23 protein-coding genes, 1 tRNA gene and 1 pseudogene are annotated in these 22,422 nt (G+C 53.4%); 20 read left to right on the plus strand and 5 right to left on the minus strand.

Going from position 1 to position 22,422, the window contains the following annotated elements:
• The first annotated feature begins 131 nt into the window (after nucleotides 1–131).
• From OS242_RS09465 to OS242_RS09505, 9 genes are all read left to right on the plus strand, one after another.
• Nucleotides 132–407, plus strand: coding sequence for a post-transcriptional regulator (locus OS242_RS09465; RefSeq protein WP_267151443.1), 276 nt, complete (start codon nucleotides 132–134; stop codon nucleotides 405–407).
• Between the two features lie 82 nt (nucleotides 408–489).
• Nucleotides 490–1,176, plus strand: a complete 687-nt coding sequence (locus OS242_RS09470) for an HD domain-containing protein (RefSeq protein WP_267151444.1) — start codon at nucleotides 490–492, stop codon at nucleotides 1,174–1,176.
• Nucleotides 1,177–1,296: 120 nt separating this feature from the next.
• Nucleotides 1,297–2,529 (plus strand): protein translocase subunit SecD, encoded by a 1,233-nt coding sequence (secD, locus tag OS242_RS09475; protein WP_267151445.1) that lies wholly within the window; start codon nucleotides 1,297–1,299, stop codon nucleotides 2,527–2,529.
• Nucleotides 2,526–3,407: a protein translocase subunit SecF gene (secF, locus tag OS242_RS09480; RefSeq protein ID WP_267151446.1), complete on the plus strand. Its 882-nt coding sequence runs from the start codon at nucleotides 2,526–2,528 to the stop codon at nucleotides 3,405–3,407. Before secD ends, secF begins: the two co-directional genes overlap by 4 nt.
• A gap of 106 nt (nucleotides 3,408–3,513) precedes the next feature.
• Nucleotides 3,514–5,895: a single-stranded-DNA-specific exonuclease RecJ gene (recJ, locus tag OS242_RS09485; RefSeq protein ID WP_267151447.1), complete on the plus strand. Its 2,382-nt coding sequence runs from the start codon at nucleotides 3,514–3,516 to the stop codon at nucleotides 5,893–5,895.
• Nucleotides 5,896–5,908: 13 nt separating this feature from the next.
• Nucleotides 5,909–6,421 carry an adenine phosphoribosyltransferase gene (locus OS242_RS09490; RefSeq protein WP_267151448.1) on the plus strand — a complete coding sequence of 171 codons (513 nt, stop codon included), beginning with the start codon at nucleotides 5,909–5,911 and terminating at the stop codon, nucleotides 6,419–6,421.
• Nucleotides 6,422–6,449: 28 nt separating this feature from the next.
• Nucleotides 6,450–8,639, plus strand: a complete 2,190-nt coding sequence (locus tag OS242_RS09495; RefSeq protein WP_323372929.1) for a RelA/SpoT family protein — start codon at nucleotides 6,450–6,452, stop codon at nucleotides 8,637–8,639.
• A gap of 12 nt (nucleotides 8,640–8,651) precedes the next feature.
• Nucleotides 8,652–9,101: a D-aminoacyl-tRNA deacylase gene (gene dtd / locus OS242_RS09500; protein WP_267151449.1), complete on the plus strand. Its 450-nt coding sequence runs from the start codon at nucleotides 8,652–8,654 to the stop codon at nucleotides 9,099–9,101.
• 53 nt (nucleotides 9,102–9,154) lie between these two features.
• A complete protein-coding gene (locus tag OS242_RS09505; RefSeq protein WP_267151450.1) occupies nucleotides 9,155–9,397 on the plus strand; it encodes a hypothetical protein in 243 nt (80 codons plus the stop codon).
• Nucleotides 9,398–9,432: 35 nt separating this feature from the next.
• Here the strand turns inward: OS242_RS09505 and OS242_RS09510 are convergent, their stop codons facing one another.
• From OS242_RS09510 to phnD, 3 genes are all read right to left on the minus strand, one after another.
• Nucleotides 9,433–9,822: a DUF2203 domain-containing protein gene (locus OS242_RS09510; protein WP_267151451.1), complete on the minus strand. Its 390-nt coding sequence runs from the start codon at nucleotides 9,820–9,822 to the stop codon at nucleotides 9,433–9,435.
• Between the two features lie 13 nt (nucleotides 9,823–9,835).
• The gene (gene phnE / locus OS242_RS09515) at nucleotides 9,836–10,606 is read right to left on the minus strand and encodes a phosphonate ABC transporter, permease protein PhnE (protein WP_267151452.1); all 771 of its coding nucleotides are present in this window, start codon (nucleotides 10,604–10,606) and stop codon (nucleotides 9,836–9,838) included.
• 219 nt (nucleotides 10,607–10,825) lie between these two features.
• A complete protein-coding gene (gene phnD / locus OS242_RS09520) occupies nucleotides 10,826–11,740 on the minus strand; it encodes a phosphate/phosphite/phosphonate ABC transporter substrate-binding protein (RefSeq protein WP_267151453.1) in 915 nt (304 codons plus the stop codon).
• Nucleotides 11,741–11,852: 112 nt separating this feature from the next.
• Between phnD and OS242_RS09525 the strand changes: the two genes are divergently transcribed.
• The 11 genes and pseudogenes from OS242_RS09525 (at nucleotide 11,853) to OS242_RS09575 (ending at nucleotide 21,017) form a co-directional block, all read left to right on the plus strand.
• Complete coding sequence (locus OS242_RS09525) at nucleotides 11,853–12,047, plus strand: hypothetical protein (protein WP_267151454.1); 195 nt, start codon at nucleotides 11,853–11,855, stop codon at nucleotides 12,045–12,047.
• 97 nt (nucleotides 12,048–12,144) lie between these two features.
• The gene (locus OS242_RS09530) at nucleotides 12,145–12,915 is read left to right on the plus strand and encodes an SDR family NAD(P)-dependent oxidoreductase (protein ID WP_267151455.1); all 771 of its coding nucleotides are present in this window, start codon (nucleotides 12,145–12,147) and stop codon (nucleotides 12,913–12,915) included.
• Between the two features lie 124 nt (nucleotides 12,916–13,039).
• Nucleotides 13,040–13,136: transfer RNA gene (locus tag OS242_RS09535), tRNA-Sec, on the plus strand.
• A 132-nt stretch (nucleotides 13,137–13,268) separates the two neighbouring features.
• Nucleotides 13,269–13,971 (plus strand): annotated as a pseudogene (locus tag OS242_RS09540) (DNA alkylation repair protein).
• A 598-nt stretch (nucleotides 13,972–14,569) separates the two neighbouring features.
• Nucleotides 14,570–15,253, plus strand: a complete 684-nt coding sequence (locus tag OS242_RS09545; protein WP_267151456.1) for an amidase domain-containing protein — start codon at nucleotides 14,570–14,572, stop codon at nucleotides 15,251–15,253.
• A 26-nt stretch (nucleotides 15,254–15,279) separates the two neighbouring features.
• A complete protein-coding gene (locus OS242_RS09550) occupies nucleotides 15,280–15,777 on the plus strand; it encodes a hypothetical protein (RefSeq protein WP_267151457.1) in 498 nt (165 codons plus the stop codon).
• A 371-nt stretch (nucleotides 15,778–16,148) separates the two neighbouring features.
• The gene (locus OS242_RS09555; RefSeq protein WP_267151458.1) at nucleotides 16,149–17,225 is read left to right on the plus strand and encodes a DUF4850 domain-containing protein; all 1,077 of its coding nucleotides are present in this window, start codon (nucleotides 16,149–16,151) and stop codon (nucleotides 17,223–17,225) included.
• Between the two features lie 316 nt (nucleotides 17,226–17,541).
• Nucleotides 17,542–18,384 carry a hypothetical protein gene (locus tag OS242_RS09560; RefSeq protein WP_267151459.1) on the plus strand — a complete coding sequence of 281 codons (843 nt, stop codon included), beginning with the start codon at nucleotides 17,542–17,544 and terminating at the stop codon, nucleotides 18,382–18,384.
• Nucleotides 18,385–18,531: 147 nt separating this feature from the next.
• A complete protein-coding gene (locus OS242_RS09565; protein WP_267151460.1) occupies nucleotides 18,532–19,035 on the plus strand; it encodes a hypothetical protein in 504 nt (167 codons plus the stop codon).
• A 274-nt stretch (nucleotides 19,036–19,309) separates the two neighbouring features.
• Nucleotides 19,310–20,350: a BMP family lipoprotein gene (locus OS242_RS09570; RefSeq protein ID WP_267151461.1), complete on the plus strand. Its 1,041-nt coding sequence runs from the start codon at nucleotides 19,310–19,312 to the stop codon at nucleotides 20,348–20,350.
• 298 nt (nucleotides 20,351–20,648) lie between these two features.
• The gene (locus OS242_RS09575) at nucleotides 20,649–21,017 is read left to right on the plus strand and encodes a YybH family protein (RefSeq protein WP_267151462.1); all 369 of its coding nucleotides are present in this window, start codon (nucleotides 20,649–20,651) and stop codon (nucleotides 21,015–21,017) included.
• A 164-nt stretch (nucleotides 21,018–21,181) separates the two neighbouring features.
• Here the strand turns inward: OS242_RS09575 and OS242_RS09580 are convergent, their stop codons facing one another.
• Nucleotides 21,182–21,589: a hypothetical protein gene (locus OS242_RS09580; protein ID WP_267151463.1), complete on the minus strand. Its 408-nt coding sequence runs from the start codon at nucleotides 21,587–21,589 to the stop codon at nucleotides 21,182–21,184.
• A gap of 17 nt (nucleotides 21,590–21,606) precedes the next feature.
• The gene (locus OS242_RS09585) at nucleotides 21,607–22,422 is read right to left on the minus strand and encodes a hypothetical protein (RefSeq protein WP_267151464.1); all 816 of its coding nucleotides are present in this window, start codon (nucleotides 22,420–22,422) and stop codon (nucleotides 21,607–21,609) included.

Consider the following 22,422-nt stretch of genomic DNA (forward strand, 5'->3'; position numbering starts at 1 on the left):
GCGGGACGAGCGTGGAGTAGTCCCATTTTTCCAGACAGGTTCCGACAAAAGTTGCAGGAGAATGGGGGAGTGAGCACGAAATGAGACGATACGATACGAGAGTTTATGAGGGTCAAGAGGAGGCTTTGAGGATGAGCGAGGAGCACGTACAGCCGGAAGAAGAACAGGTGGCACCGATCACCAGCGCGGAGATGAACCAGATCATCGAGGACATCTGCAAGAGCAAGGCAGACGAACTGCGCATGCTCGGCATCGAGCGAGTGAGCGGTTATGACGTCTGGGAGTGCGTGTCTGCCAAGTATAAAAAGGGCTTGCCCCCGCTGCACCAGCTGATCAACGACATCCTCACGCTAAAGTCGCACGCCTTCACCAATTGGTTGATGATTCAAATGTACAAAGGTCAATAAGCCAAAAACAGGCTGTCATAGCCCCCTCCCCTCGGCGCACACTACTCTTTGTAGGGAGCGAACAGGGGAGGGGGATTTTCATATGCCGCAAACAGTGGAGCGCACCCGGATCATCACCATCTCCGAGGTCAAAGAACTGCCGCAGATCAAGCAATACATCGTCTCGGCCGATCAACACCTCAAGGCGATGGGCTTTACGGAGCACGGATTTCGCCACGTCACGCTGGTCTCGCACATCGCCGAAAACGTGATGGAGCGGCTCGGATTTTCGGAGCGTGAGGCGCAACTGGCCGCCATCGCGGGCTACATCCACGACATCGGCAACATCACCGGCCGCCATGACCATGGAAAGGCGGGCGCGGTGATGGCCTTGCGCATCCTCGAAGACATCGGGATGCCGTATGACGAGGTCGCCTGCATCGTCGGCGCGGTCGGCAACCACGAGGAGCACTACGGTGAAGCGGTCAACACCGTCGCCGCCGCTCTGATCCTCGCCGACAAATCGGACGTGCACCGCACCCGCGTCAGACGGCGTGACGTCTCCTGCTTCGACATCCACGACCGCGTCAACTATGCGGTCACCGAGTCGTTCCTCAACGTCGATGAGGAGTCGCGGGTGTGCACGCTGGAGTTGAAGATCGACGATGCGATCTCCTCGGTGATGGAGTATTTCGAAATTTTCATGCAACGGATGATGATGTGTCAGCGTGCTGCGAAGATGCTGAACAGCAGGTTTGGACTGAAAATCAACGGAGCCCGCATCTTGTAGGGCTCCTTTTTTATGGCCTGTTTTGCGAGGCTGTCGTCAATTGGGAAGTTCCTTTCATTGACCGCTTAATTGAATACGAGATATACTGGAAACATTCACGTTTACAATAGGAGGATTGTCATGATCAAGTGGAGTCGGTTTTTGGGCTTCCTGATGATCGTGGTCCTGTTCTTTGCGCTCGCGATTCCTACGTATCAGAGCATCTGGAACAACATTCAACTCGGACTCGATCTCAAGGGTGGCTTCGACGTACTGTACGAAGTCAAGGACGCGCCTGAAGAAAAAGTAACGATGGAAGGCGTGATCGCGACAAAGAACGCGATCGAAAAGCGGATCGATTCCGCCGGCATCTCGGAGCCGAACCTCGCCATCGAAGGTGACAACCGCATCCGTGTCCAGTTGGCGGGCGTCTTCAATCAAGAAGAAGCGAAAAAACTGCTCGTGCAATCGGCCGAGCTGGAGTTTAAGAGTCCGACGGGCGAAAAGCTCGCATCCGGCCGCGATCTGAAATCGAACGCACGCGCGCAAACCGACCAACAGACCGGTGCGCCGCAGGTCGCAGTCGAATTTAAAGATCCGAAGTTGTTCGCGGATATCACGACCAAGTACGTCGGCCAGCAAGTCTCGATCTGGCTGGACGGCGAGATGATTCAAAACCCGGTCATCAACGAACCGATCTTGACCGGCAGCGCGGTCATCAACGGACAAGCCGACCTGAAAGAGGCGCGCGAGATCGCGAACTACCTCAACGCAGGCGCACTGCCGTTCCCGCTGGAGGAGATCTCCTCCTTTGGCGTCTCTCCGTCGCTCGGTGAAGAAGCGCTGCACGATACGCTCTATGCGGGCGGCATCGCGTTTGTGCTGATCTTTATCTTCATGGTGGTCTACTACCGTCTGCCGGGCCTGATCGGGATGATCGCGCTCGTCATGTACACCTACCTGCTGTTCTCCGTCGTCTCCTTCATGGGCATCACCCTGACGCTTCCGGGCCTTGCTGCGCTGATCCTCGGCGTCGGGATGGCGGTCGACGTCAACATCATCGCCATCGAACGGATGAAGGACGAGTTCCGCAACGGCAAATCGTTGCTCTCCGCCGTCATCATGGGCCAAAAGCGCTCGATGCCGACGATCATCGACGCCAACATCACCTCGATCATCGCAGGTGTCCTGATGTACTGGTTTGGCACCGGCGCGATCAAGAGCTTTGCAGTCGCACACATCATCTCCGTGCTCGCGACGTTCATCACCGCCGTGCTGATCTCCCGTCTGATGCTGCAACTGCTCGTTCGCTCCAACCTGATCAAAAACCCGTGGTGGTACGGCGCATCTAAGAAGGGAGGAGCCTCGAAATGAAATTTGACATCGTCAAAAACCGCAAATGGTACTTCGGCTTCTCCGTCTTGATCTCGATCATCGGGATCATCTTGATGCTCACCATGGGCCTGAACCTCGGCACCGACTTCAAAGCCGGTTCCCGCGTGCAGTTCACGGTGGGACAGGCGTTCGACCCGGCCGACATCGAGAAGGCCATCGAAACCGACCTCAAACTCGACGTCGCGGCTGTTCAAGCGATTGAGAACAACGGCGCCGTCGTGCGGATCGATAAAAAGATCACCGCCGATGAAGAAGCGTCGGTCAACAAGTACCTGACCGAAAAGTACCCGAACGCGATGCCGCAGATCTCGTCGGTCGACCCGGTCGTCGCCCGCGAGCTGGCCGAGAAAGCGATCTACGCGATCATCCTCGCGTCGGTCGGGATCATCCTCTACATGGCATTCCGCTTCGAATACAAGTTTGCCATCTCCGGCGTCATCTCGATGCTGCAGGTCGTGCTGGTCGTCGTGTCGATCTTCGCCCTGTTCCGCTTTGAGATCGACATCACCTTCATCGCAGCCGTGCTGACCATCGTCGGCTACTCGATTCACGATACGATCGTCATCTTTGACCGCATCCGTGAAAACCTCAAGCACTACAAGGTCAAAACGACTGCCGATCTGGAGCAATTGGTCAACGACTCCGTCTGGCAGACGATGACCCGCTCGATCAACACCGTCCTGACCGTCGTCTTCTCGGCGGGTGCCCTGTACCTGTTCGGCGGCTCGCCGATCAAGCACTTCTCGCTGGCGCTCGTCATCGGTCTTGTCACCGGCGCGTACTCGTCGATCTTCATCGCCGCTCAGCTCTGGGTTTCCTGGAAGAGCCGCGAGCTGAAAAAGCCGAAATCGGCGTAATCCTGATGCCAACCGACAGAAAGAGCCGCGGAACCTTGTCCGCGGCTCTTTTTCTAGCGTATAATAAATACAAGAGAATCTACAGCAGTAGAGAGGATTTTCCGCTATGCAAACACCCAAGCGCTGGGTCGTCATCGAAGCTGATGAGACGCAAGTGCATGCCTTGGCAGCAGAGGCCGGCATCTCGCCGATTTTGGCCCGCTTGCTTTGGCGGCGCGGCATCACGTCGGCCGACGAGGCTCGGCGTTTTCTACATCCTGAACGCAATGGTTTTTATGATCCGTTTCTGATGAAAGACATGGACAAGGCGGTGGCCCGGATCCGCCGCGCAATCGACGCCGGAGAGAAGATCATGATCTACGGCGACTACGACGCGGACGGTGCGACCTCCACCTCGCTGCTCTATCTGGCCTTGACGGAGTTGCGCGCCCATGTCGAGTACTACATCCCGGACCGCTTTTCCGAAGGCTACGGCCTGAACGGTCCGGCGATCCTCGCCGCCAAAGAGCAGGGCTTCGATCTCGTGATCACCGTCGACAACGGGATCTCCGCCGTCGAAGAGATCCGTCTGGCGAGCGAGGTCGGTCTTGACCTGATCGTCACCGACCATCACACACCGCCGGAGATCCTGCCGGACGCCTTTGCGATCCTCAATCCCAAGCAGCCCGGCTGCACCTATCCGGACAAGATGCTGGCCGGTGTCGGCGTCGTGTTCAAGCTCGTGCAGGCGCTCTATGAACGTCTGCCGGAGGAGTTTCTCGACCTTGCCGCACTGGGCACCGTCGCCGACCTTGCGCCGCTGATGGACGAAAACCGGCTGATCACGCGCTACGGGCTCGACCTGATGAGCCGGTCGCCGCGTCCCGGCATCCGCGCGCTGATCGACGTCGCGGGCTTGCAAGGCAAACAGATCACCGCCGGTCACATCGGATTTTCCTTTGGGCCGCGGATTAACGCCAGCGGCCGTCTGGACTCGGCGACCTACGCCGTCCGGCTGCTGACCAGCGACGACCCGCTGGAGGCGGGGGAACTGGCCCGCTTCCTCGAAGATCGTAACAAAGAGCGGCAAGAGATCGGCGAAGAGATCTTTGAGCAAGCGGTTGCTCTGATCGAACGTCACCCGGAGTGGTTGGAAGGCCGGGTGCTGGTCGTGCCGCTGGAAGGCTGGAACGAAGGCGTGATCGGGATTGTCGCCTCCCGCATCGTCGAGAAGTACTACCGCCCGACGCTGATGATCTCGCTCAAAGAGGGCAAAGGCAAATGCTCGGCCCGCTCCATCCACGGCTTTGACCTCTACGCCGCGCTGACCTCTTGCGCCGATCTGCTCCTGCACTTCGGCGGGCACAAAATGGCGGCCGGCCTGTCGATTCTGGAGGACAACATCCCGCTCCTGCGTCAACGCCTGAACGAGATCGCCCAGGAAGCGCTCACGGACGAGCAGATGGTGCCAAAGATCGACGTCGACGCCGTGCTCGCACTCGATGAGATCGACCTGCATCTCGTCGAGCAGATCGAGGCGCTCGCACCGTGCGGTTTTGGCAATCCGGCCCCGAGATTTTCTCTGCAGGGGCTTGGGATCGAGCAGACCCGCGTCGTCGGCAAGGATGCCGCTCACCTGCAGGTGCGCGTGCGCCGCGAGACGCGCAAATTGGACTGCATCGCCTTCCGCCGCAGCGAAGACCAGAGCCTGCTCGAAGAACTGGCCGCCATCGACATCGTCGGTGAACTGTCGATCAACGAGTGGCGGGGCAAGCGCGACGTGCAGATGGTGCTCGGCGACTGGCGGCCCAACTCCTTCCAGCTCTTCGACCGACGCGGCGTGCGCGACAAGACGGTGTGGCTGGAGACGAGCAAGGAGCAACTGACGGTGCTCTGCTACCAAGAGAGCAACATTCGAGAGATCGAATCCCGGCTGTTTGGGTATCCTTGGAATGAGGGCAAATACCGCCTGTACCTCGTCGATGAGACGGGAGCCTGGGTACACCGGGCAGGCGAGGATGAGCCGACCGACCACGTCGTCTTTTACGACCTGCCGACATCAGAAGCGATCTTCCTCGCTTCGCTCGCCCCGCTGACACCGTCGCAGCGGCTGACGTTCATCCAAGGCCGGGCGGACGATCTGTGGCTGGGACGCACCGCCGCCGAATGGCTGCCGGACCGCACCCAGTTCAAACAGATCTACATTGCCATGCGCAAATTGGGCAGCGTGACAGCGGAGATGTTGCAAACCCGCTTGCAAATGCCTTCGGGCCTCGCAGGCACCGAAACGATTTTGCAAGTGTTTGCCCAATTAGGATTCGCCAATCAGGAACATTTGACGTATCATGTGGTACAGGACGCTCCAAAGCGCGACCTGACCGAATCCGAGTATTACCGAACACAGGAACAGCGCGTGCACGCCTTGCACCGCATCGGGAACAGGCTGCTGCATGCGACAACCGATACATTAAAGGAATGGCTCGCCGACCACACCGGTGGACGAGCATAGGAGGAACTACATCATGGACTTCAAAGAAAAAATCCGCGTCATCCCCGATTTCCCGAAGCCGGGGATCCGCTTCAAAGACATCACGACTCTGCTCCAAGACGGCGAAGCGTTCCAAGCGGCGATCAACACCTTGAATGATTTTGCCCGCAAACATGATGCGGACATCATCGCAGGCCCGGAGTCCCGCGGCTTCCTGCTGGCAGCGCCGATGGCGTATGCGCTTGGCAAAGGCTTTGTTCCGGTTCGCAAACCGGGCAAGCTGCCGGGTGAGACGATCTCCCAGGAATACTCCTTGGAGTATGGCAAAGACTCGCTGGAAATCCACAAAGACTCGGTCAAACCGGGTCAGAAAGTCATCATCGCCGACGATCTTCTCGCGACGGGGGGAACGATCGGCTCGACGATCCAACTTTTCGAGAAACTCGGCGCAGAAGTTGTGGGCGTCTGCTTCTTGATCGAGTTGTCGTATCTGAATGGACGGGAGAAATTGAAAGGGTATGACGTCTTCTCGCTCGTCCAGTACTGATCCTGCGAAAACGGGGGTGGCTGACCCGGTGGGTATTGAACGCCTGTTGGAAAAGGTCGGCAAGTACGCAGGCCGCGAAGACGTGGCGATGCTCCGCCACGCCTTTGAAGTGGCAGATGCCGCCCATCAAGGGCAGACCCGCAGGTCGGGCGAACCCTATATCATGCACCCGGTTGCTGTCGCCGAGATCCTCGCGGATCTCGAACTGGATGCGGTAACGCTCTCGGCCGCTCTCTTGCATGACGTCGTCGAGGACACCGGCGTCACCGATGAGACGTTGACCACCGAGTTCGGCGCGGAAGTGGCCGCGCTGGTCGACGGTGTGACCAAGCTCGAGCGCATCAAATTCAACTCCAAAGAAGAGGCGCAGGCCGAAAACTTGCGCAAGATGTTCATGGCGATGGCCAAAGACATCCGCGTCATCCTGATCAAGCTGGCAGACCGCCTGCACAACATGCGCACGCTCAAGCACCAACCGACCGAAAAACAGGTGCGCATCGCGACGGAGACGCTGGAGATCTACGCCCCGCTGGCTCATCGACTCGGCATCTCCACAATCAAGTGGGAGCTGGAGGATATCTCGCTGCGCTATCTCAACCCGCAGCAGTACTACCGCATCGTCAACCTGATGGCGCAAAAACGCCGTGAACGGGAAGCGTACGTGCAGGAAGTCATCGACGGCCTCAAGCGCAAATTTGACGAACTGAGCATCAAATCGGACATCTCCGGCCGGGCGAAGCATCTCTACTCGATCTACCGGAAGATGGCCAACTACAACAAGCAGTTCAACGAGATCTACGATCTGCTCGCCGTGCGCGTCGTCGTGGAAAACGTCAAGGATTGCTACGCGGTGCTCGGCGTCGTCCATACGATGTGGAAGCCGATGCCGGGACGCTTCAAAGACTATATCGCCATGCCCAAGGCCAACATGTACCAGTCGCTGCATACGACGGTTATCGGTCCGCGCGGCGAACCGCTGGAGATCCAGATCCGCACCTGGGAGATGCACCGCACCGCCGAGTACGGCATCGCCGCTCACTGGCTGTACAAAGAGAGCCAGAGCGCGCAGCAACAAGGCAACAACGGGGATGCCAAGGAAGCCACGTTCACGCAAAAACTGGCGTGGTTCCGCGAGATCTTGGAGTGGCAACAGGACTTCAAAGACGCGCAGGAGTTTATGGAGACGCTCAAATTCGACCTCTTCGCCGACGAAGTGTTCGTCTTTACGCCCAAGGGCGATGTCATCCAGCTCCCGGCCGGGTCTGTGCCGATCGACTTTGCCTACCGCATCCACACCGACATCGGCAACCGCACGATCGGTGCCAAGATCAACGGCAAGATCGTCCCGCTCGATTACAAATTGAAGACGGGCGACATCGTCGAAGTCCTCACCTCGAAGCACAGCTACGGCCCGAGCTTCGACTGGATCAAAGTCGTCAAATCTTCGCAGGCCAAGTCGAAGATCCGTCAGTGGTTCAAGCGGGAAAAACGGGAAGAAAACGTCTCGAAAGGCCGCGAGCTGATCGACAAAGAGGCCAAGAAACACAACGTGGACACCGACTGGCTGACCGACAAAAACCTCGAAGAGATCGGCGGCAAATTTAATTTTGCCAAGCTCGACGACATGCTGGCAGCGGTCGGATACGGCGGCTTCTCGGCGCATCAGGTCATCACCCGGATCGTCGAAAAGATCAAGAAAGAAGCCCCGCCGGAAGCGGTCAAGATCCCCGAGGTCAAGACCGAGCCGCAGAAGCGTTCGAAAAAAGGCTCTCTCGGCGTCCGCGTCAAAGGCATCGACAACCTCTTGATCCGCTTCTCCCGCTGCTGCAATCCGGTGCCGGGTGACGAGATCACCGGCTTCATCACCCGCGGCCGCGGCGTCTCGATCCACCGCTCCAACTGTCTGAACTTGGAGAACATCGAGGAAAACGAGGAAAATCGCATCATCGAAGTCGAGTGGGAGACCGGCCTGTCCACCCAATACTCGGTGGAGATCGAAGTGACCGGCCTCGACCGACGCGGTTTGATCAACGAAGTGATGCTCGCCGTCGCGGAGACCAAGACGGACATCACCGCCGTCACCGGACGCGCCGACAAGCGCAAGATCGCGACGATGAACCTGACGATCAACATCCGCAACGTCGACCACCTGCACACGGTCGTCGAGCGGATCAAGCGGGTCAAGGACATCTACACCGTCCGCCGCATTATGCAATAAGAGGTATTGCTCATGAGAATCGTAGTCCAACGTTGCTCCAAAGGCTCCGTGACCGTCGACGGGGCGGTCACCGGCGAGATCGGCAAAGGATTTGTCCTGCTCGTCGGCGTCACCCACGAAGACACGACGGAGGACGCGGACTGGCTGGTCGACAAAGTGCTGAACCTGCGCGTCTTCGAAGACGAGGCGGGCAAGATGAATCATTCCTTGCTCGACGTCGGCGGCTCGTTGCTGTCCGTCTCGCAGTTCACCCTCTACGGGGACTGCCGCAAAGGCCGCCGTCCCAACTTCATGGCGGCCGCCCGTCCGGACGAGGCCAAGGCGCTGTACGAATACTTCAATGACAAGGCCCGCTCGCAGGGCGTGACCGTCGAAACAGGCGTCTTTGGCGCGATGATGGACGTCGCCCTGGTCAATGACGGACCGGTCACGCTGCTCCTCGACTCCAAGCGCGATTTTTAAGGCAAGAAATGCCCTCTTCCTTCGTAGCCTTACTAAAGGGAGGGGGTTTTTGCGTGGGAGACGGCACGGGCAAGACACGAGTCAAAGAACTGAAGGTCGAACTGTACGTCGATGAAGACCTGCTCGTTTGTCTGCAGGAAGTCCTCGACGGCACGCGCGACACCTTGGAGCTCCACCAAGTCTATTTCCGCCATCTCGTGGTCGAGGATCTTCGCCATGAAGGATTGAAGATCAGTCACCTGAAAATACCGGTCGGCCGCATCGCCAAAGTCAAGGTGCGACTGTCCGGGCAATAGAAAAACCGGGATTCCTGAGCGGAGTCCCGGTTTTTTTAGTAGATCGGTTTGCGACCTTGAAATCCTTCATACAGCCCGTGCCAGTGTGTGATCTCCGTCTCGCCGAGGTGCCAGCACAGCAGCGCTTCCTGCCCGTCCACCAGCGTCAAAAAATCGACCAGCCCGGATTCGATGTCTTTCAGATCGGCTCCGAGCCCGGCCAGTTGCCCGAGCAGGCTGTTCGCGTTCATCACCAGAAACTCCAACTCCGCCTCTTGAGCAAAAAACGCATCGGACGGTATTTCCGTAGATTGTTGCTTTTGCTCCTGCAGGTGCAGAAACTTTGCATCGATCTCCCGCTTCAGCTCCTGCAACGAGAGGATCATCCCCGCCACCTGCGGCAAAAGAGAGTTGGCCTCTGCCAGCGTGAAATACCGTTTTTCCAAGGGGATCACCTCCTCACATCACCCGTTTGCGGACCATGCCGCCGACCGTGTCGATCAGGATCACCAAGACCATGATCACGAGTACCTCGACGGCGACCGCTTGGTAATCGAACACCTTGAAGTCGATAAACAACTGATTGCCAAGGCCTCCCGCGCCGATGAAGCCCAGCACGAGCGACGTGCGCACCGCCACTTCCAGACGGTAGAAATACTGCGACCAGATATGCGGCACGATGTCGGGGAGCACCGCCATCGCCAGCACATGCAGCCGATGGCCGCCGGTGGCGACCACGGCGAGCTGCGGCTCCTTGTCGGACGCCTCGATCAGCTCCGCGATCAGTTTGCCCAAAACGCCGATGTTGTGCAGCAGGATCGCGATCACCCCGCCGAACGGACCGAGACCGAGCGTGGGCACGAACAGCAGCCCCCACACGATCTCCGGCACCGAGCGGACAAAACTGAGCACCACCCGCACCAGAGCGTGCATCCAGCGGGGCAACGGCGTCGTACGCGCTGCCACAAACGCGAAGGGCAGGGCAAACAGCAAACCGAACGTCACCCCGACAAACGCGATCTGCAGCGTGATCACCGAGTTGGTGAGCGCCTCGTTCCAGACCTCCCACGCAGGCGGCAACCAATGCTCGCGGATAAATTCCACGGTCGTGCCCATCTCGAGCAGTTGTCCTAACTCAAACCCGGTGCTCCTCATGCTCCAGATCAGCAGCGCGACCAGACCCGTGTACAACAACCCCCGCCGCCACCGCGCCAAACGATACGTCCTCACTCCATCACCGTCCATCAAATACCCTGTTGGCACCCAGCCTCACGTTCAAACGGCCAGCACCTCAACCGAGCTTCCAATACGTAATGTCATCACGGATCTCTACTTCAAACGGCCTGCACCGTCAACCGAGCTTCCGATACGTATTGTCATCACGGGTCTCTACTTCAAACGGCCAGCACCTTCAAACGAGCTTCCAATACGTTCTGTCATCACGGGTCGCTATTTCAAGCGCCCGTCAGCCTCAGCCGCTTTTTCAATCGCTTCATAATCCTTGTGTTCCGCCTTTACAAAGCCGTCTGCTGCAAACGCGTCGAGAATCTCCTTGTCCTTGAGGTTCAAGAACGCATGTTGCAACTTTTCAACCGTTGCCGCATCCGTGTCCTTATGCACCGTGAACGGGTATTGGAACAGCTTGTCGGACTCCCAGATCTTCTTGAAGCTCTCCGCCTTGACCGTGCCTTTCTCGATCAGCTTGTTATAATACGCGCTGTCGATCGCACCGGCGGTCACCTTTTTATTTTCAATGTTCAGCGCCGTCACATCATGCGCACCGGTGAACACCACTTCTTTAAAATCAGAATCCGTCTTGCCGCGATACACCCCGCGGTTTTTCAACTCCATCCCCGGGATCAGCGACCCCGACGTCGAACTCGGATCGCCAAACGCAAACGTCACATTTTTCTTGTCCGCGATCAGATCTTCGAGCTTGGTGTACGGCGCGTCCTTATGGACGAGGATATACGAGTGGTAGTAGGGGACACCCTTCGCCGTCTTGGCCACGATGGCCTTCGCACCGCTCTTGTGATGCGCGATCACGTAGGTCAGCGGCCCGAGGTAGGCCATGTCCAGTTTTCCATAATTGAGCGCCTCCACGACGCCGTTGTAGTCCGGGTACTCGGCCATTTTGATCGTCAGCCCGGTCTCCTGCTCCAGATACGTGCGGAACTTCTCCACCGTCGGAGCCGCGATCTTCGTCTCCGCCGGAATCAAGCCGACCGTAAATTCCTGAGTCTCTTCCTGCTTCGGCGTATCGGTACCCGCGCCTTGCTGTTCATTCTTCGCACCGCCGCAACCGGCCAGCGTCGCAGCCAGCACGAACGAAAGCGCGAGGGACAGCATGCCCTTTTTCTTCATCGGTGTTCCTCCTCTTATGTACAGGCATGTTCCTGAGTACAGTATTTCTCTCCACCGACGATTATACCCGAAAACCCTCGGGAACTATAGAGGAGAAGGAGATGATGCTAAAATGGCGGACAAACAACAGAATGCACGGGAAGACCTGAAAGAAAACGTCATGCTCGGCCAAGACGTCAACGTCCCCTACGACCAAAACGTAGCCGGCGAAGAAGACACCACGCTCTGGGACAACATGGTCAACGCCGTCCGACCGGACCTCACGCCACACTTCGAACCGAAAAACAAACAACAAGGCGGAAAATAAAGAGGGGCGCGCGGTCGCCTCTCTTTTTTTGCGGCCAGATATAGTAAAGTAGAAGAAAGAAATCCCAACCCCGACAGGAATAGGAGCGAATGAAGCCATGTACTTGCCCAACTTTCGCCTAGACAACCAGATCGCACTCGTCACCGGTGCCGGCCGCGGTATCGGCCGCGCCCTCGCCATCGGCCTCGCCGAAGCGGGCGCAGACGTCGCGATCCTGGCACGCACCGCCGCCGACCTCGAGATCACCGCCGCCGAGATCCGCAAACTCGGCCGCACCGCCTACATCGTCCGCGCAGACCTCACCAACCGCGAAGACGTCGAACGCGCCGTCCAAACCGTCGCCGAGCAAGCAGGCCGGATCGATATCCTCGTCAACAACGCCGGCATGAACATCCGCTCCCAAGCCCTCGACGTGACAGACGACGAGTGGGAGACGATCATGCAGACCAACTTGAAATCGGCGTTTCTCATGTCACAGGCAGCGGCGCGTCATATGAAGGACTCCGGCGGCGGCCGCATCATCAACATCGCCTCCGTCGCAGGCGCAGTCGCCCTCCGCACCGGCGTCGTCTACGGAGCGAGCAAGGCCGCGCTGATGCACATGACCCGCGTCCTGTCGCTCGAATGGGCGAAGCACGGCATCCGCGTCAATGCAGTCGGTCCGTGGTACTTCCGCACCCCGCTGACGGAAAAACTCCTCGACAACGAAGAGTACCTCGGCGAGATCCTCGACCGCACCCCGATGAAACGCGTCGGCGAACTGCCGGACCTTGTAGGGCCGACGGTGTTCCTGGCATCGGAAGCAAGCGCGTATGTGACCGGGCAAGTGCTGATGGTCGATGGCGGGATGAGCGTGTACGGGTTTTGATGAAAAAGAGAGACCGCTGCGGTCTCTCTTTTTTTGTGACACAGCCTACGGAACCGAAAATTCCCGGGAAATATACGTTTCAACTCGTCCCGGATTGGGCTATAATGAGTCTTGTTACTTTCATGGGGGTGGATGGGGTACTGGTGTCCTTCCCGGTCTTCAAAACCGAGTGCGGCCTGTGGAGCAGGCTGGGTGGGTTCGATTCCCACGCACTCCCGCCAAAAATGAGCAACTCTCTACAAGTATTTGTAGGGGGTTTTTTGTTTATCTTCAGCATCCGACTGCCTCATATATCTGTGTTGGTGAAATAGATTTGCATTGGGTATGATGATAAAGGAAGGAAGTGGAAATTGATGGATCTTGAAATGGTCATGCAGGAACTGGAAGCGCTCGGCAAGGAACGAATTAAAAAAACGTATGTAAGCAATGGTGCACACGAGCCGCTTTTTGGCGTGGCTACAGGCGAAATGAAGCCGCTCGCAAAGAAAATCAAGAAAAATCAACCTTTGGCCGAACAGCTTTACCGGGAACTACGATGCCATGTATTTTGCTGGCGTCATTGCGGACCCAGAGGCAATGACGGATGCGGATTTTGAGCGTTGGATGGATGCGGCGTATTTTTATATGCTGTCCGATTTTGTGGTTGCAGTCACTTTGGCAGAAGCCGATATTGCGCAAGTGGTTGCCGATAAATGGATCGCAAGCGGTGAAGGCCTTAGAATGTCCGCGGGCTGGAGCTGTTACTGCTGGCTTTTGGGCAATCGCCAAGATGGTGAATTTACCGCAAGTAAGATTGCCGGCATGCTTGATCAGGTGGAAAAAACGATTCACGACTCTCCTGATCGAACGAAATTGGCTATGAATAATTTCATCTACACAGTCGGGATTTCATATGTCCCGCTCCATGAGAAGGCAATTGAAACCGCAAAGGCAGTAGGCCAAGTCGAAGTCACTCGGGGCAAGAAAAAAAGCGGTGTCTCGCTCGCTTACGAAAAAATTCAAAAGGATGTAGATCGAGGGCTACTTGGTTTCAAACGCAAAAATGTTAGGTGTTAGCATGGTTTATAGTAAAGTCACTTGCTGTATCTGTTGTTCCGGCGGATGCGTGGGCGTGAGGAAAGAATGCCCGCTCCCGAGTGGTAAGGGTTTCGCAGAGATCGCCTCTTGCGGTCTCTTTTTATATTCACCGCGCGCCGTCTGTCCCGCGTTTTTTCTGACAGTCGCTACAAGAGTCATTGCAAGGATTCAGTGGGGGCGTTTCGTGTGGTCGTGTCCTTCGGTCCTCAAAACCGAACGAGTCATTGGCTGTCATACGAAAAGAGAAGTATGTCCGCGATTGATGAGTAGGCCGAATTTTATCGTTGGTTCTTCCAGTTGATCATTGAGGCAGCCTTTCAATTCAGCACCTGTTATGATGCTTTCAATAATATTGTAAGTCAAACGTCCGGAAGGCGAGGATCAACGTATACTAAAAGTAATGGTTGTATTTATATGGAAAAACATTTATTCTGCTGGTATGTAATTTTTTATAGGTGGAGATTTATTCGAGAAATATCAATAGGGAGGCGTTACAGCATATTTCTACGAGTTGTTATTTCGCGTATCTGAGCTTACTAAGAATGCAATATACTCAATAGAGAGAGGGGTTTCATCTTTGAAGAGCAAAGTTGTTTTGACAACAGTCATTACTACGTCTTTGTTAACTACTCATGCTTATGCGGGTAGCTACACCAGCTCTAACGTCTATGCCAACTCGCAGTATGATCGTGTAAAAGCGAAAGCGTATGCTGAACAATACGCCCTAACTGCGAATAACTCAGGCTATTTTAACTACACAGATTATGGTGGGGATTGTACAAACTTTATCTCTCAAGTCTTGTTCCACGGTGGTTTACCTGAACAAAAAGTGATAAATGGAACAATCGGTCAAGTGGACCCCTATTGGTGGGACAACTGGTTTTATGATGGGAAAGACATCCCGAACCGCTCTACTTCTTGGACAGGTGCCCATGACTTTAGATTTCATTGGGCAAACGTAAATAACATTGGGAAAAACCGGGCGTACAAATATACTGTCTACACCTACCAACAGGCGTATGATAATTTTTCACAAATTTACAGTGACTTGTGGCCGGGGGATATTGTTCAATACGTAAATGACAATGGTGATACTTGGCATGGTCAAGTCGTTCACCGTTACGATGAGTACGGCAATTTGTTTGTTGCCCAACACACATATAACGCAAAGGACTTGAGCCTTAAAGGGAGAATTAAGTCAAGACTGGACATCGGTGATAAGGGCTGGTTTGTGACCTACCGGATTAAAGCGACTTCTTAATCCTAATTATGAGGAGGGGCATTCTGTTGAATATGAAAATGAAAAACCTCTTTTTAGTGGGAAGCCTGTTTGCAGCTACGGTGACTTTTGCAGGGGTCAGTGCTTTCGCTGAAGGTGATTCTTTGACCGAGAAGATCAGCAAGTTGAAACAAGATTTTCGTGCAAAAGAACAGCAAATGGAAAATGAAAAAGATATCAGCAAAAAGATTGCGTTGGGGGAAGAGATGAAAAAGAAAGGGATCGAGATTGGTGATTTGCAACGCGACGTAGCACTGAATGACCTTGAGGATAGAATCAAGGGTGCTGAAGTGGATGTGGCTATGCAAGAGCAATATTTGAATGCAAATGGCAAGTACAAGCATCTGAACGAAAAACTGAAGCCTGCTCGTGATATTATCAACAAAATCAAGGAAAACAAAGAAGGAAAAACCGCAGAGCAACGATCAAAGGAACTCGATAAGGTATACGAAATACTTAAATCTACGATGGACGAAGTCAATCAGGGAGGACAAACAGCACCGTAAATAAGGCGCATCGAGGAAAAGCTTTGGAGACGAAGCCGAGGCTGGACTCTTAGTCCTGTGACACAACTGATACAGGTTAGGGTGACCTTCATGTCCAACTGAAATAGACGACCAGAGCTGTCAGATCCCAGGGGCCATCTATTCCTTTTTGTAATTGTTGCAGGGAAGTTGTTGCTCCTGATGTGAGTAATATTTAGATTGCAAGAAAATCTAGTGGATTCTCACAGCCCTCTTCCAGGGTGGATAGGTATTTGGAAATGCATCCGAATCTTTTGGGTGCATTTTTTATTTTGAGGATCGCAGCAAGAAATGTAATGGTTATGAAACCATAATCATGTTACCATGTGTTGGTAGAATATGGAGGTGAGGGAATGTTTCGTAGAAAGAGAAACGGTTGGCTGCTATTTTTGTTTTTCGTCTTGATATTGATGGCAAGTACGAATCCGGCGAAAACGGAGTATGTGAGTTGGATCAAAGAACAGGCATTGGCGAAAAGTGATGGATTTTTGGAGACGGGTGCGATCTCCTTGTTTGGCGACCCGGTGTTTGATTCCTCGACCACCAGTAACAACTATGTGTTTTTTTCAGTTTTCACGACAGATCTGCCTGGCTCAGATGAAATGAAAATAATTGGACTGTTTCATAATTTTATTCCGTTACAGTCTTTCGAAAGTGGGGGAGCCGCTGTAGGCCGCACGAATGAATCCGCAAAACCCGCTGTGTCCGAACCAAGGAAGCCCAACACAGCACCAGCACCGGCGCCCGTGTCGGACCCGGTGCCGGTGATGAAGAATGGCGGAACGGTGAAGGTGATTGGAGAAGCGGGTACGTTTGAACTGCCTTTCATCGGAGTCTCAGCGATTTATGGAATCTCGGGAGACACAGAGCCTTCCATTCTCCCATCAAGAAGTATTCCGGATCTGCATTTTGATCTGCCCGCAAAATACGCGGATCAACTCGCCGTCTATTGGGTAAACGCGGGTGAGGGTGACAACAGCAAAGGTTTAATTTACTTCGGGCCTCATGGATGGAAGGCAAAAAGAGCAGGAGTTGGGGCTAATGGATCAACAGGATTCACGTTGGTCTCAGATCTTTCGTCGGAACAGCCACAAAGTATATCTTATCGAACGGATGGCTCTTGCTTTGGATGTGCAGTCACATCGATCGGATCATACTTTCCTGATTTGAATGAGTGGGCAAATGAAACGTTCCCGCTCTCAGAGGGGACACAGGTTGTGGATGGCCTGAATGCCGTTCGGATTGATGAACACACTGTCGCCTATTCCATCCAAAATACGTCCGATTATGAAACAAACGGGGTTGCAGTTGAGAGCCACGATTCCCAGCCTTTTTTCTTCGGGAACGCAGAGATCACGAATGCAGACAAAGGGCTCGCAACAACGCTCTTAAATATATATTTACAGAAAATGTCTCGGATTCGGAACTAGAAGGAACGAAACCAGCCCTTTAAAAGGCTTGTTTTTCTTTGGCGCGAACCGAGTGCGGCCTGTGGCAGGCTGGGTGGGTTCGATTCCCACGCACTCCCGCCAAAACAAGAAACAAAGATAAAAGGGAAGTCCATTTAAAACGGACTTCCCTTTTTAGTAGAGTCTATATCCTAACCTTGCCTCTTCACCGATTGAATCGACAGTGTCACCCGATAGGCGTAGAACCCTGCCCACCTGGCAACAGCATCCTGTTGATGGCATGGTAAAAGGCTCGGTATACTTGACCCATGACACCAAGAGGGGAACTCGCAAGCAAATGAACAGATTCAAAACATCAATAGCCGCAACGACAGTCTTTGCGGTGTTTCTCAGCGGATGCAGTTCAGATGCGCTCGTGAAATTCGCAGACGAATTACCCGTGAGCGCAAATCAACAGGTCGAGACTGCGGACCAGTCACCGACCGGCATCCTGTATCAACAAGTGTTTGAACAATTGCAAAACGGTGATCTGACAGGCATTGAACTCCTTTTGGATGAGATCCTCCGTACAGCAGGCGACTCGCCTGACACGTACAGGGCGCAGGTGTTGCTGAGCATGGTGTACACGGCGAGAGCGGAGGCGTACTTTTCCATGACCGAATATCTCGACAAAGGGTTCAAGAAGGTACCTCCTACTGAGGAGGAAGTCAACAGCATACGTGAGATGTACTCGCTCATCAAGGGTCTGTATGAATCGGAACAACCGCTGCTTGCGGAGTCTGTACGGTACGTGCTGGATCACGAAGACTCGGAGGCGGTATTCCCGTTCATCTTTCAGGAAAAGACTCCGATCACAGCGAGATTGTTATTTCAGGGATTTGCAAATGGGGAGCAACGCATCCCTGATGCAACCACGTTTGAGACTTTCATTCTGCAGGAGACGGATGAAATGTTCTCGGGTGTGGTGGGAAAGAGCTTTGACAAAAAAAAATTGAACATGGCAGAATTCCTATTTCGCATACAATACTCGCTCAGGCCTGAACACAACGATCTCGCCATTGAGATGCTGAACCAAGTTCTAGAGTTGGAAGCTTGCGATCCCTACAGCTTCATGCGGGTAGGGGCAACGAACCGTCTCGCTGACTTGAAAGAGAGGCAATCAAAAGCAGACTCTTTTTAGGGGGAGCAGGGTGGCAGACGTTTTACTCCTGCACACGAAAATTCCCGAACCAAGACGTTTCGACTCTCTACAAAAGTAGTGAGTTTTTTTCTTATGCAAGAGACAAAATAAATCATTCCTAGTAGAGGGGGAGATTTCCTGAAACGGGTGATCGGCTTTGTTCTTGTAGCTGTACTGATATCTTCTACGGCAGAAGTAGAAGCGAGGGAGTTCGAAGATTTCTCAGCAGATCGAACGGCCAGTGCCGCGGTCGATCAGGGATACACGACGGTCTCTCAGGCTGTAAAACAGTTTGAAGAAAAATACGGACGTAAAATAAAAGCCCCAACGGATCTCCCAACCAATTACACACGTCAACGCGGTCGGGTTTTTGACAACGAAGCGAAGCTTGAATTGGAATATACACATCAAGCCGAGACGCTGCTTGTACTGGTACTTGCTCGAGAGGAGCGGTTACGGCCTTCGGAATATCATGAAACCGTTGAGCTACAAGATGGGACGAAAGCCTATTACAGAGTGAGCCATCCAGGTTTTCATCAACTGCATTTTCGTAAAAGAGATCTCGTGTATAAGGTCTGGGCCAGTTCGAAATCGAAACACGTTACATCGAGCCGGCAACTAATAAAAGTTGCAAATTCTGCAATTCGATAACCCATATGTTCGTACATCATCCGCACACAGTCTCGCTTTTTGGTAGAGCCCCCAGTCCAGTCTGGGCGTTTGAACATGCTGAAAGGAGAGACTTTTCGTGCCCCTCTCCATAAAAATTGCAAATTTCATCTGGTCGAATCTTGTCGAAAATTGTAGAATGAATGGGGTTGTCAGACATCAGATGGGTACTTCGTGAACAGCTTTATACAAGGCTGGGAATCGGAAACACTACTCTTGCAGACCAGTTGACTTTGAAAAGTGAGGGAACAGCACAATGAAAACAAAAGCATCCAAATTGATGAGCATCGCTCTAACGGGCATTCTTGTGACGACCTTGATGGCCGGTTGCGGAACGGCAGACGAAAAAAAGGGGGCCGACGGAGGGAAAACAACCGTCGCGATGGTGACGGACATCGGCGGTCTTCACGACAACTCTTTTAACCAAGCGGCTTGGGAAGGTTTGAGCCGTGCGAAGGAACAGTTGGGGGTCGAAGTGAAAGTACAAGAATCGAAACGTGCGGAAGACTACTTGCCAAACCTGACCTCATTCGCCAAATCGAATTCAGATCTGACATGGGCCATCGGCTTCCTGATGGGGGACGACTTGAAAAAAGTGGCGTTGGAAAATCCGAACAACAAGATGGCCATCATCGACTCCAACTTGAACGGCGACATTCCGAAAAACGTCACAGCGGTAACGTTCAAAGAAGAGGAAGGGTCTTTCCTGATGGGGGTGCTCGCAGGAAAGATGACCAAATCGAACAAGGTCGGATTTATCGGCGGGATGAAGTTTGCGCTGATCGAAAAATTCGAGTATGGCTTTAAGGCGGGCGTGAAGGCGGTCAACCCGAACGCACAAGTGACCGCTGCGTACGCAGACGCATTCGACAAGCCGGACAAAGGCAAGCTGCTGGCGTCTCAACTGTACCAGCAAGGTGCTGATGTCATCTTCCACGCGGCTGCGGGAACGGGTGACGGCATTTTCAAGGAAGCGACCGAGCGTGGCCCGGGTCATTGGGTGATCGGCGTCGATCGCGACCAATCCGCATTGGCTCCGCAAAACACGTTGTCCTCGATGGTCAAGCGCGTAGACAACGCCGTGTTCACCGTCGTGCAAGACTTGAAAAATGGCAAATTCAACGCCGGAAATGAAGTCGTGTTGGGGTTGAAAGAAGACGGTGTCGGCTATGCTCCGTCTACAAGTACCAACACCCCGGCTGATGTGATCAAACTGATGGACGATTACAAACAGAAAATCGCCGCAGGCGAGATCCAAGTACCGGCAACTGCTGATCAGTTCGCGAACTTTAAGTAAGAAATGTGCAAAGCCCTCATCCGTCTTCGGGTGAGGGCTTTGATTATTCACAGACTCTTCCAGACCCGGTGATGAATTGGCAACAAGCGCTGGATGCTCCAAGATTCACTGGAGTTCATTGCTGGATCGACCTGCGAAATGTTTGCTGGGCACAAAGTTTGGAAAACTCAGTTGTAAACGTCTCCACGAGTCCACTTTCCAAAAACTGCGGAATCAACTGGCACAGTTCGATCATTTGAACGATCTCTTCACAAACTATTGTATAATGGGGTTATTCTATTTTGCGGAGGATTTAAACATGGATTTTAACAATGCCTTGCACCACCACCTGAATAAGATCACCGAGAAAAACCTAACCGCCTTTCTCTCCACCGTACACCCGTCTACGATCTCCTTGATCCTGCCGAATGGGAAGTTTATCAATGAACGTCAAGACTTCGAAACGTTCCACAAAAATTGGTTTTCCGACCCGGACTGGTCCATGAGTTATGAGGTGTTAAAAACTGTGGTCTCGGCCGACATGGGCATGGCTTTGCTTAAAATACTGTACAAAGACATTGATCCCCAAGGCGAGCCATATGAAAAGCGGTACTACCTCTCCCTCGTTTTTCAACTGCAAAATGGCAACTGGCTACTCGTGCATGACCAGAACACGTTTGAAAACTAGTGAAAACACCCCTTCGAGTCATCTGCTCGAAGAGGTGCTTTTACTGGCGGCTGTGAGGTCGGGCTCGAAATCGATGGCAGGATGGTAAATGACTGCTACTACTCGATGGAGATCGTTGGGTAACTCGAACCGAGTGCGGCTTGTGGCAGGTTGGATGGGTTCAACTATTTCATCGCGGGTGTGGTCTGTAACACATCCGTAATATACCAGTTGAACCAGTTGGTTTTTTGCAAAGTAAAAATCAAACTGCCCGTGTGCGGCTTTTTGACTTGGTTCTCTCCGCTGTACTCGACCATCTCGAAGAACACCACGACCTGCGACTGTTCCGAAGTACGGGCCGCCTCTTGAATCGATACGTGAGGTTTATCGAGGTTGTGTTCTTCCGCATAAAGGAGAAATGACTCGATTTTTTGGATATTGTGAGCCGGTAGCTTGATGGCGTTCAGGTCTTGAGCCATTGCGTGATCAATCGTGTGGGCGACGACCTGAGTAGGCGAAGACCGATACACAAAATAAGCGGCCGACAAGATGACGAGTAGAACCGACAATGCAAGGTAAAGTTTTCGTTTCATAACATCCTGCTTTCCAATTAGTAGCTGATGGAGCCCAACGTCTTCCAATTCGCGCGATATCCCTCGTGGCGGAAGTAGTCACGCGCAGGAGACGTCGCATTTGGGTTATTTTGATACTGGATCAGTGCCACATCCATGATCGCTGTATCGTTGTAGAAGTCACCTGTGTAAATCCAATCAAACGGCATGTAGCCAGCAGAATCAGGGAGATAGTAAGCGGTCGTAGCACTTTTAATCGTGTTATCTCCATAATAGGAAATCTGTTCGTGCTTCCAGTACCACTCACGTTGATACGTTTCATAATAATCACGGAAAGAACCGAAATGATAGACCTGCCCGTATTGGTACACGAGCCGCTGATAAGAGAAAGCGTCCCCCTTCCCTTGCAATGCCTTGTTCAGATCATCCAAGACCAAACCAGTGAAAAAACCAGCGATTGGATTTGATATAACATTGCCAGCAATTAAGTCTAGTGCCTTTCGGTAATACTCTGCATTAAAAGCGCTCAGATAGTTTTTGGTGCTGTAATCAAACTTCGTTCCATCAGTCAATTGTTCATATACGCGATGGATTCGCACATCGCCTTCTTCATTCGGAATAAATTCGGTCGAGAACTTTGGTTCGTTCGATCCGTTTAATTTCGCTTTTTCTGAGTTGATCTTATCTTTTATCCGTTGTGCTTCCTGCGTATCTCGGTACACGGCCTTGTAATAAGTAAATACATGTTGTTGACCAAACATGTCATAGGCTCTCTCTTCTCGGACTTGATGATAACCTGTGACAATCTTGCCTACGTCTGTTTTATTCACTTTTACAGGGCGATTCACACCCAA

This window comes from Tumebacillus lacus (assembly GCF_026410385.1).
GTDB lineage: Bacteria > Bacillota > Bacilli > Tumebacillales > Tumebacillaceae > Tumebacillus > Tumebacillus lacus.

Coding starts and splice junctions, on each gene's coding strand:
- dtd (WP_267151449.1), top strand. CDS start 8,652: ATGAGAATCGTAGTCCAACGTTGCTCCAAAGGCTCCGTGACCGTCGAC.
- OS242_RS09555 (WP_267151458.1), top strand. CDS start 16,149: ATGTTTCGTAGAAAGAGAAACGGTTGGCTGCTATTTTTGTTTTTCGTC.
- OS242_RS09530 (WP_267151455.1), top strand. CDS start 12,145: ATGTACTTGCCCAACTTTCGCCTAGACAACCAGATCGCACTCGTCACC.
- OS242_RS09570 (WP_267151461.1), top strand. CDS start 19,310: ATGAAAACAAAAGCATCCAAATTGATGAGCATCGCTCTAACGGGCATT.
- recJ (WP_267151447.1), top strand. CDS start 3,514: ATGCAAACACCCAAGCGCTGGGTCGTCATCGAAGCTGATGAGACGCAA.
- secF (WP_267151446.1), top strand. CDS start 2,526: ATGAAATTTGACATCGTCAAAAACCGCAAATGGTACTTCGGCTTCTCC.
- OS242_RS09465 (WP_267151443.1), top strand. CDS start 132: ATGAGCGAGGAGCACGTACAGCCGGAAGAAGAACAGGTGGCACCGATC.
- OS242_RS09470 (WP_267151444.1), top strand. CDS start 490: ATGCCGCAAACAGTGGAGCGCACCCGGATCATCACCATCTCCGAGGTC.
- OS242_RS09575 (WP_267151462.1), top strand. CDS start 20,649: ATGGATTTTAACAATGCCTTGCACCACCACCTGAATAAGATCACCGAG.
- phnD (WP_267151453.1), bottom strand. CDS start 11,740: ATGAAGAAAAAGGGCATGCTGTCCCTCGCGCTTTCGTTCGTGCTGGCT.
- OS242_RS09490 (WP_267151448.1), top strand. CDS start 5,909: ATGGACTTCAAAGAAAAAATCCGCGTCATCCCCGATTTCCCGAAGCCG.
- OS242_RS09525 (WP_267151454.1), top strand. CDS start 11,853: ATGGCGGACAAACAACAGAATGCACGGGAAGACCTGAAAGAAAACGTC.
- OS242_RS09580 (WP_267151463.1), bottom strand. CDS start 21,589: ATGAAACGAAAACTTTACCTTGCATTGTCGGTTCTACTCGTCATCTTG.
- OS242_RS09560 (WP_267151459.1), top strand. CDS start 17,542: ATGAACAGATTCAAAACATCAATAGCCGCAACGACAGTCTTTGCGGTG.
- secD (WP_267151445.1), top strand. CDS start 1,297: ATGATCAAGTGGAGTCGGTTTTTGGGCTTCCTGATGATCGTGGTCCTG.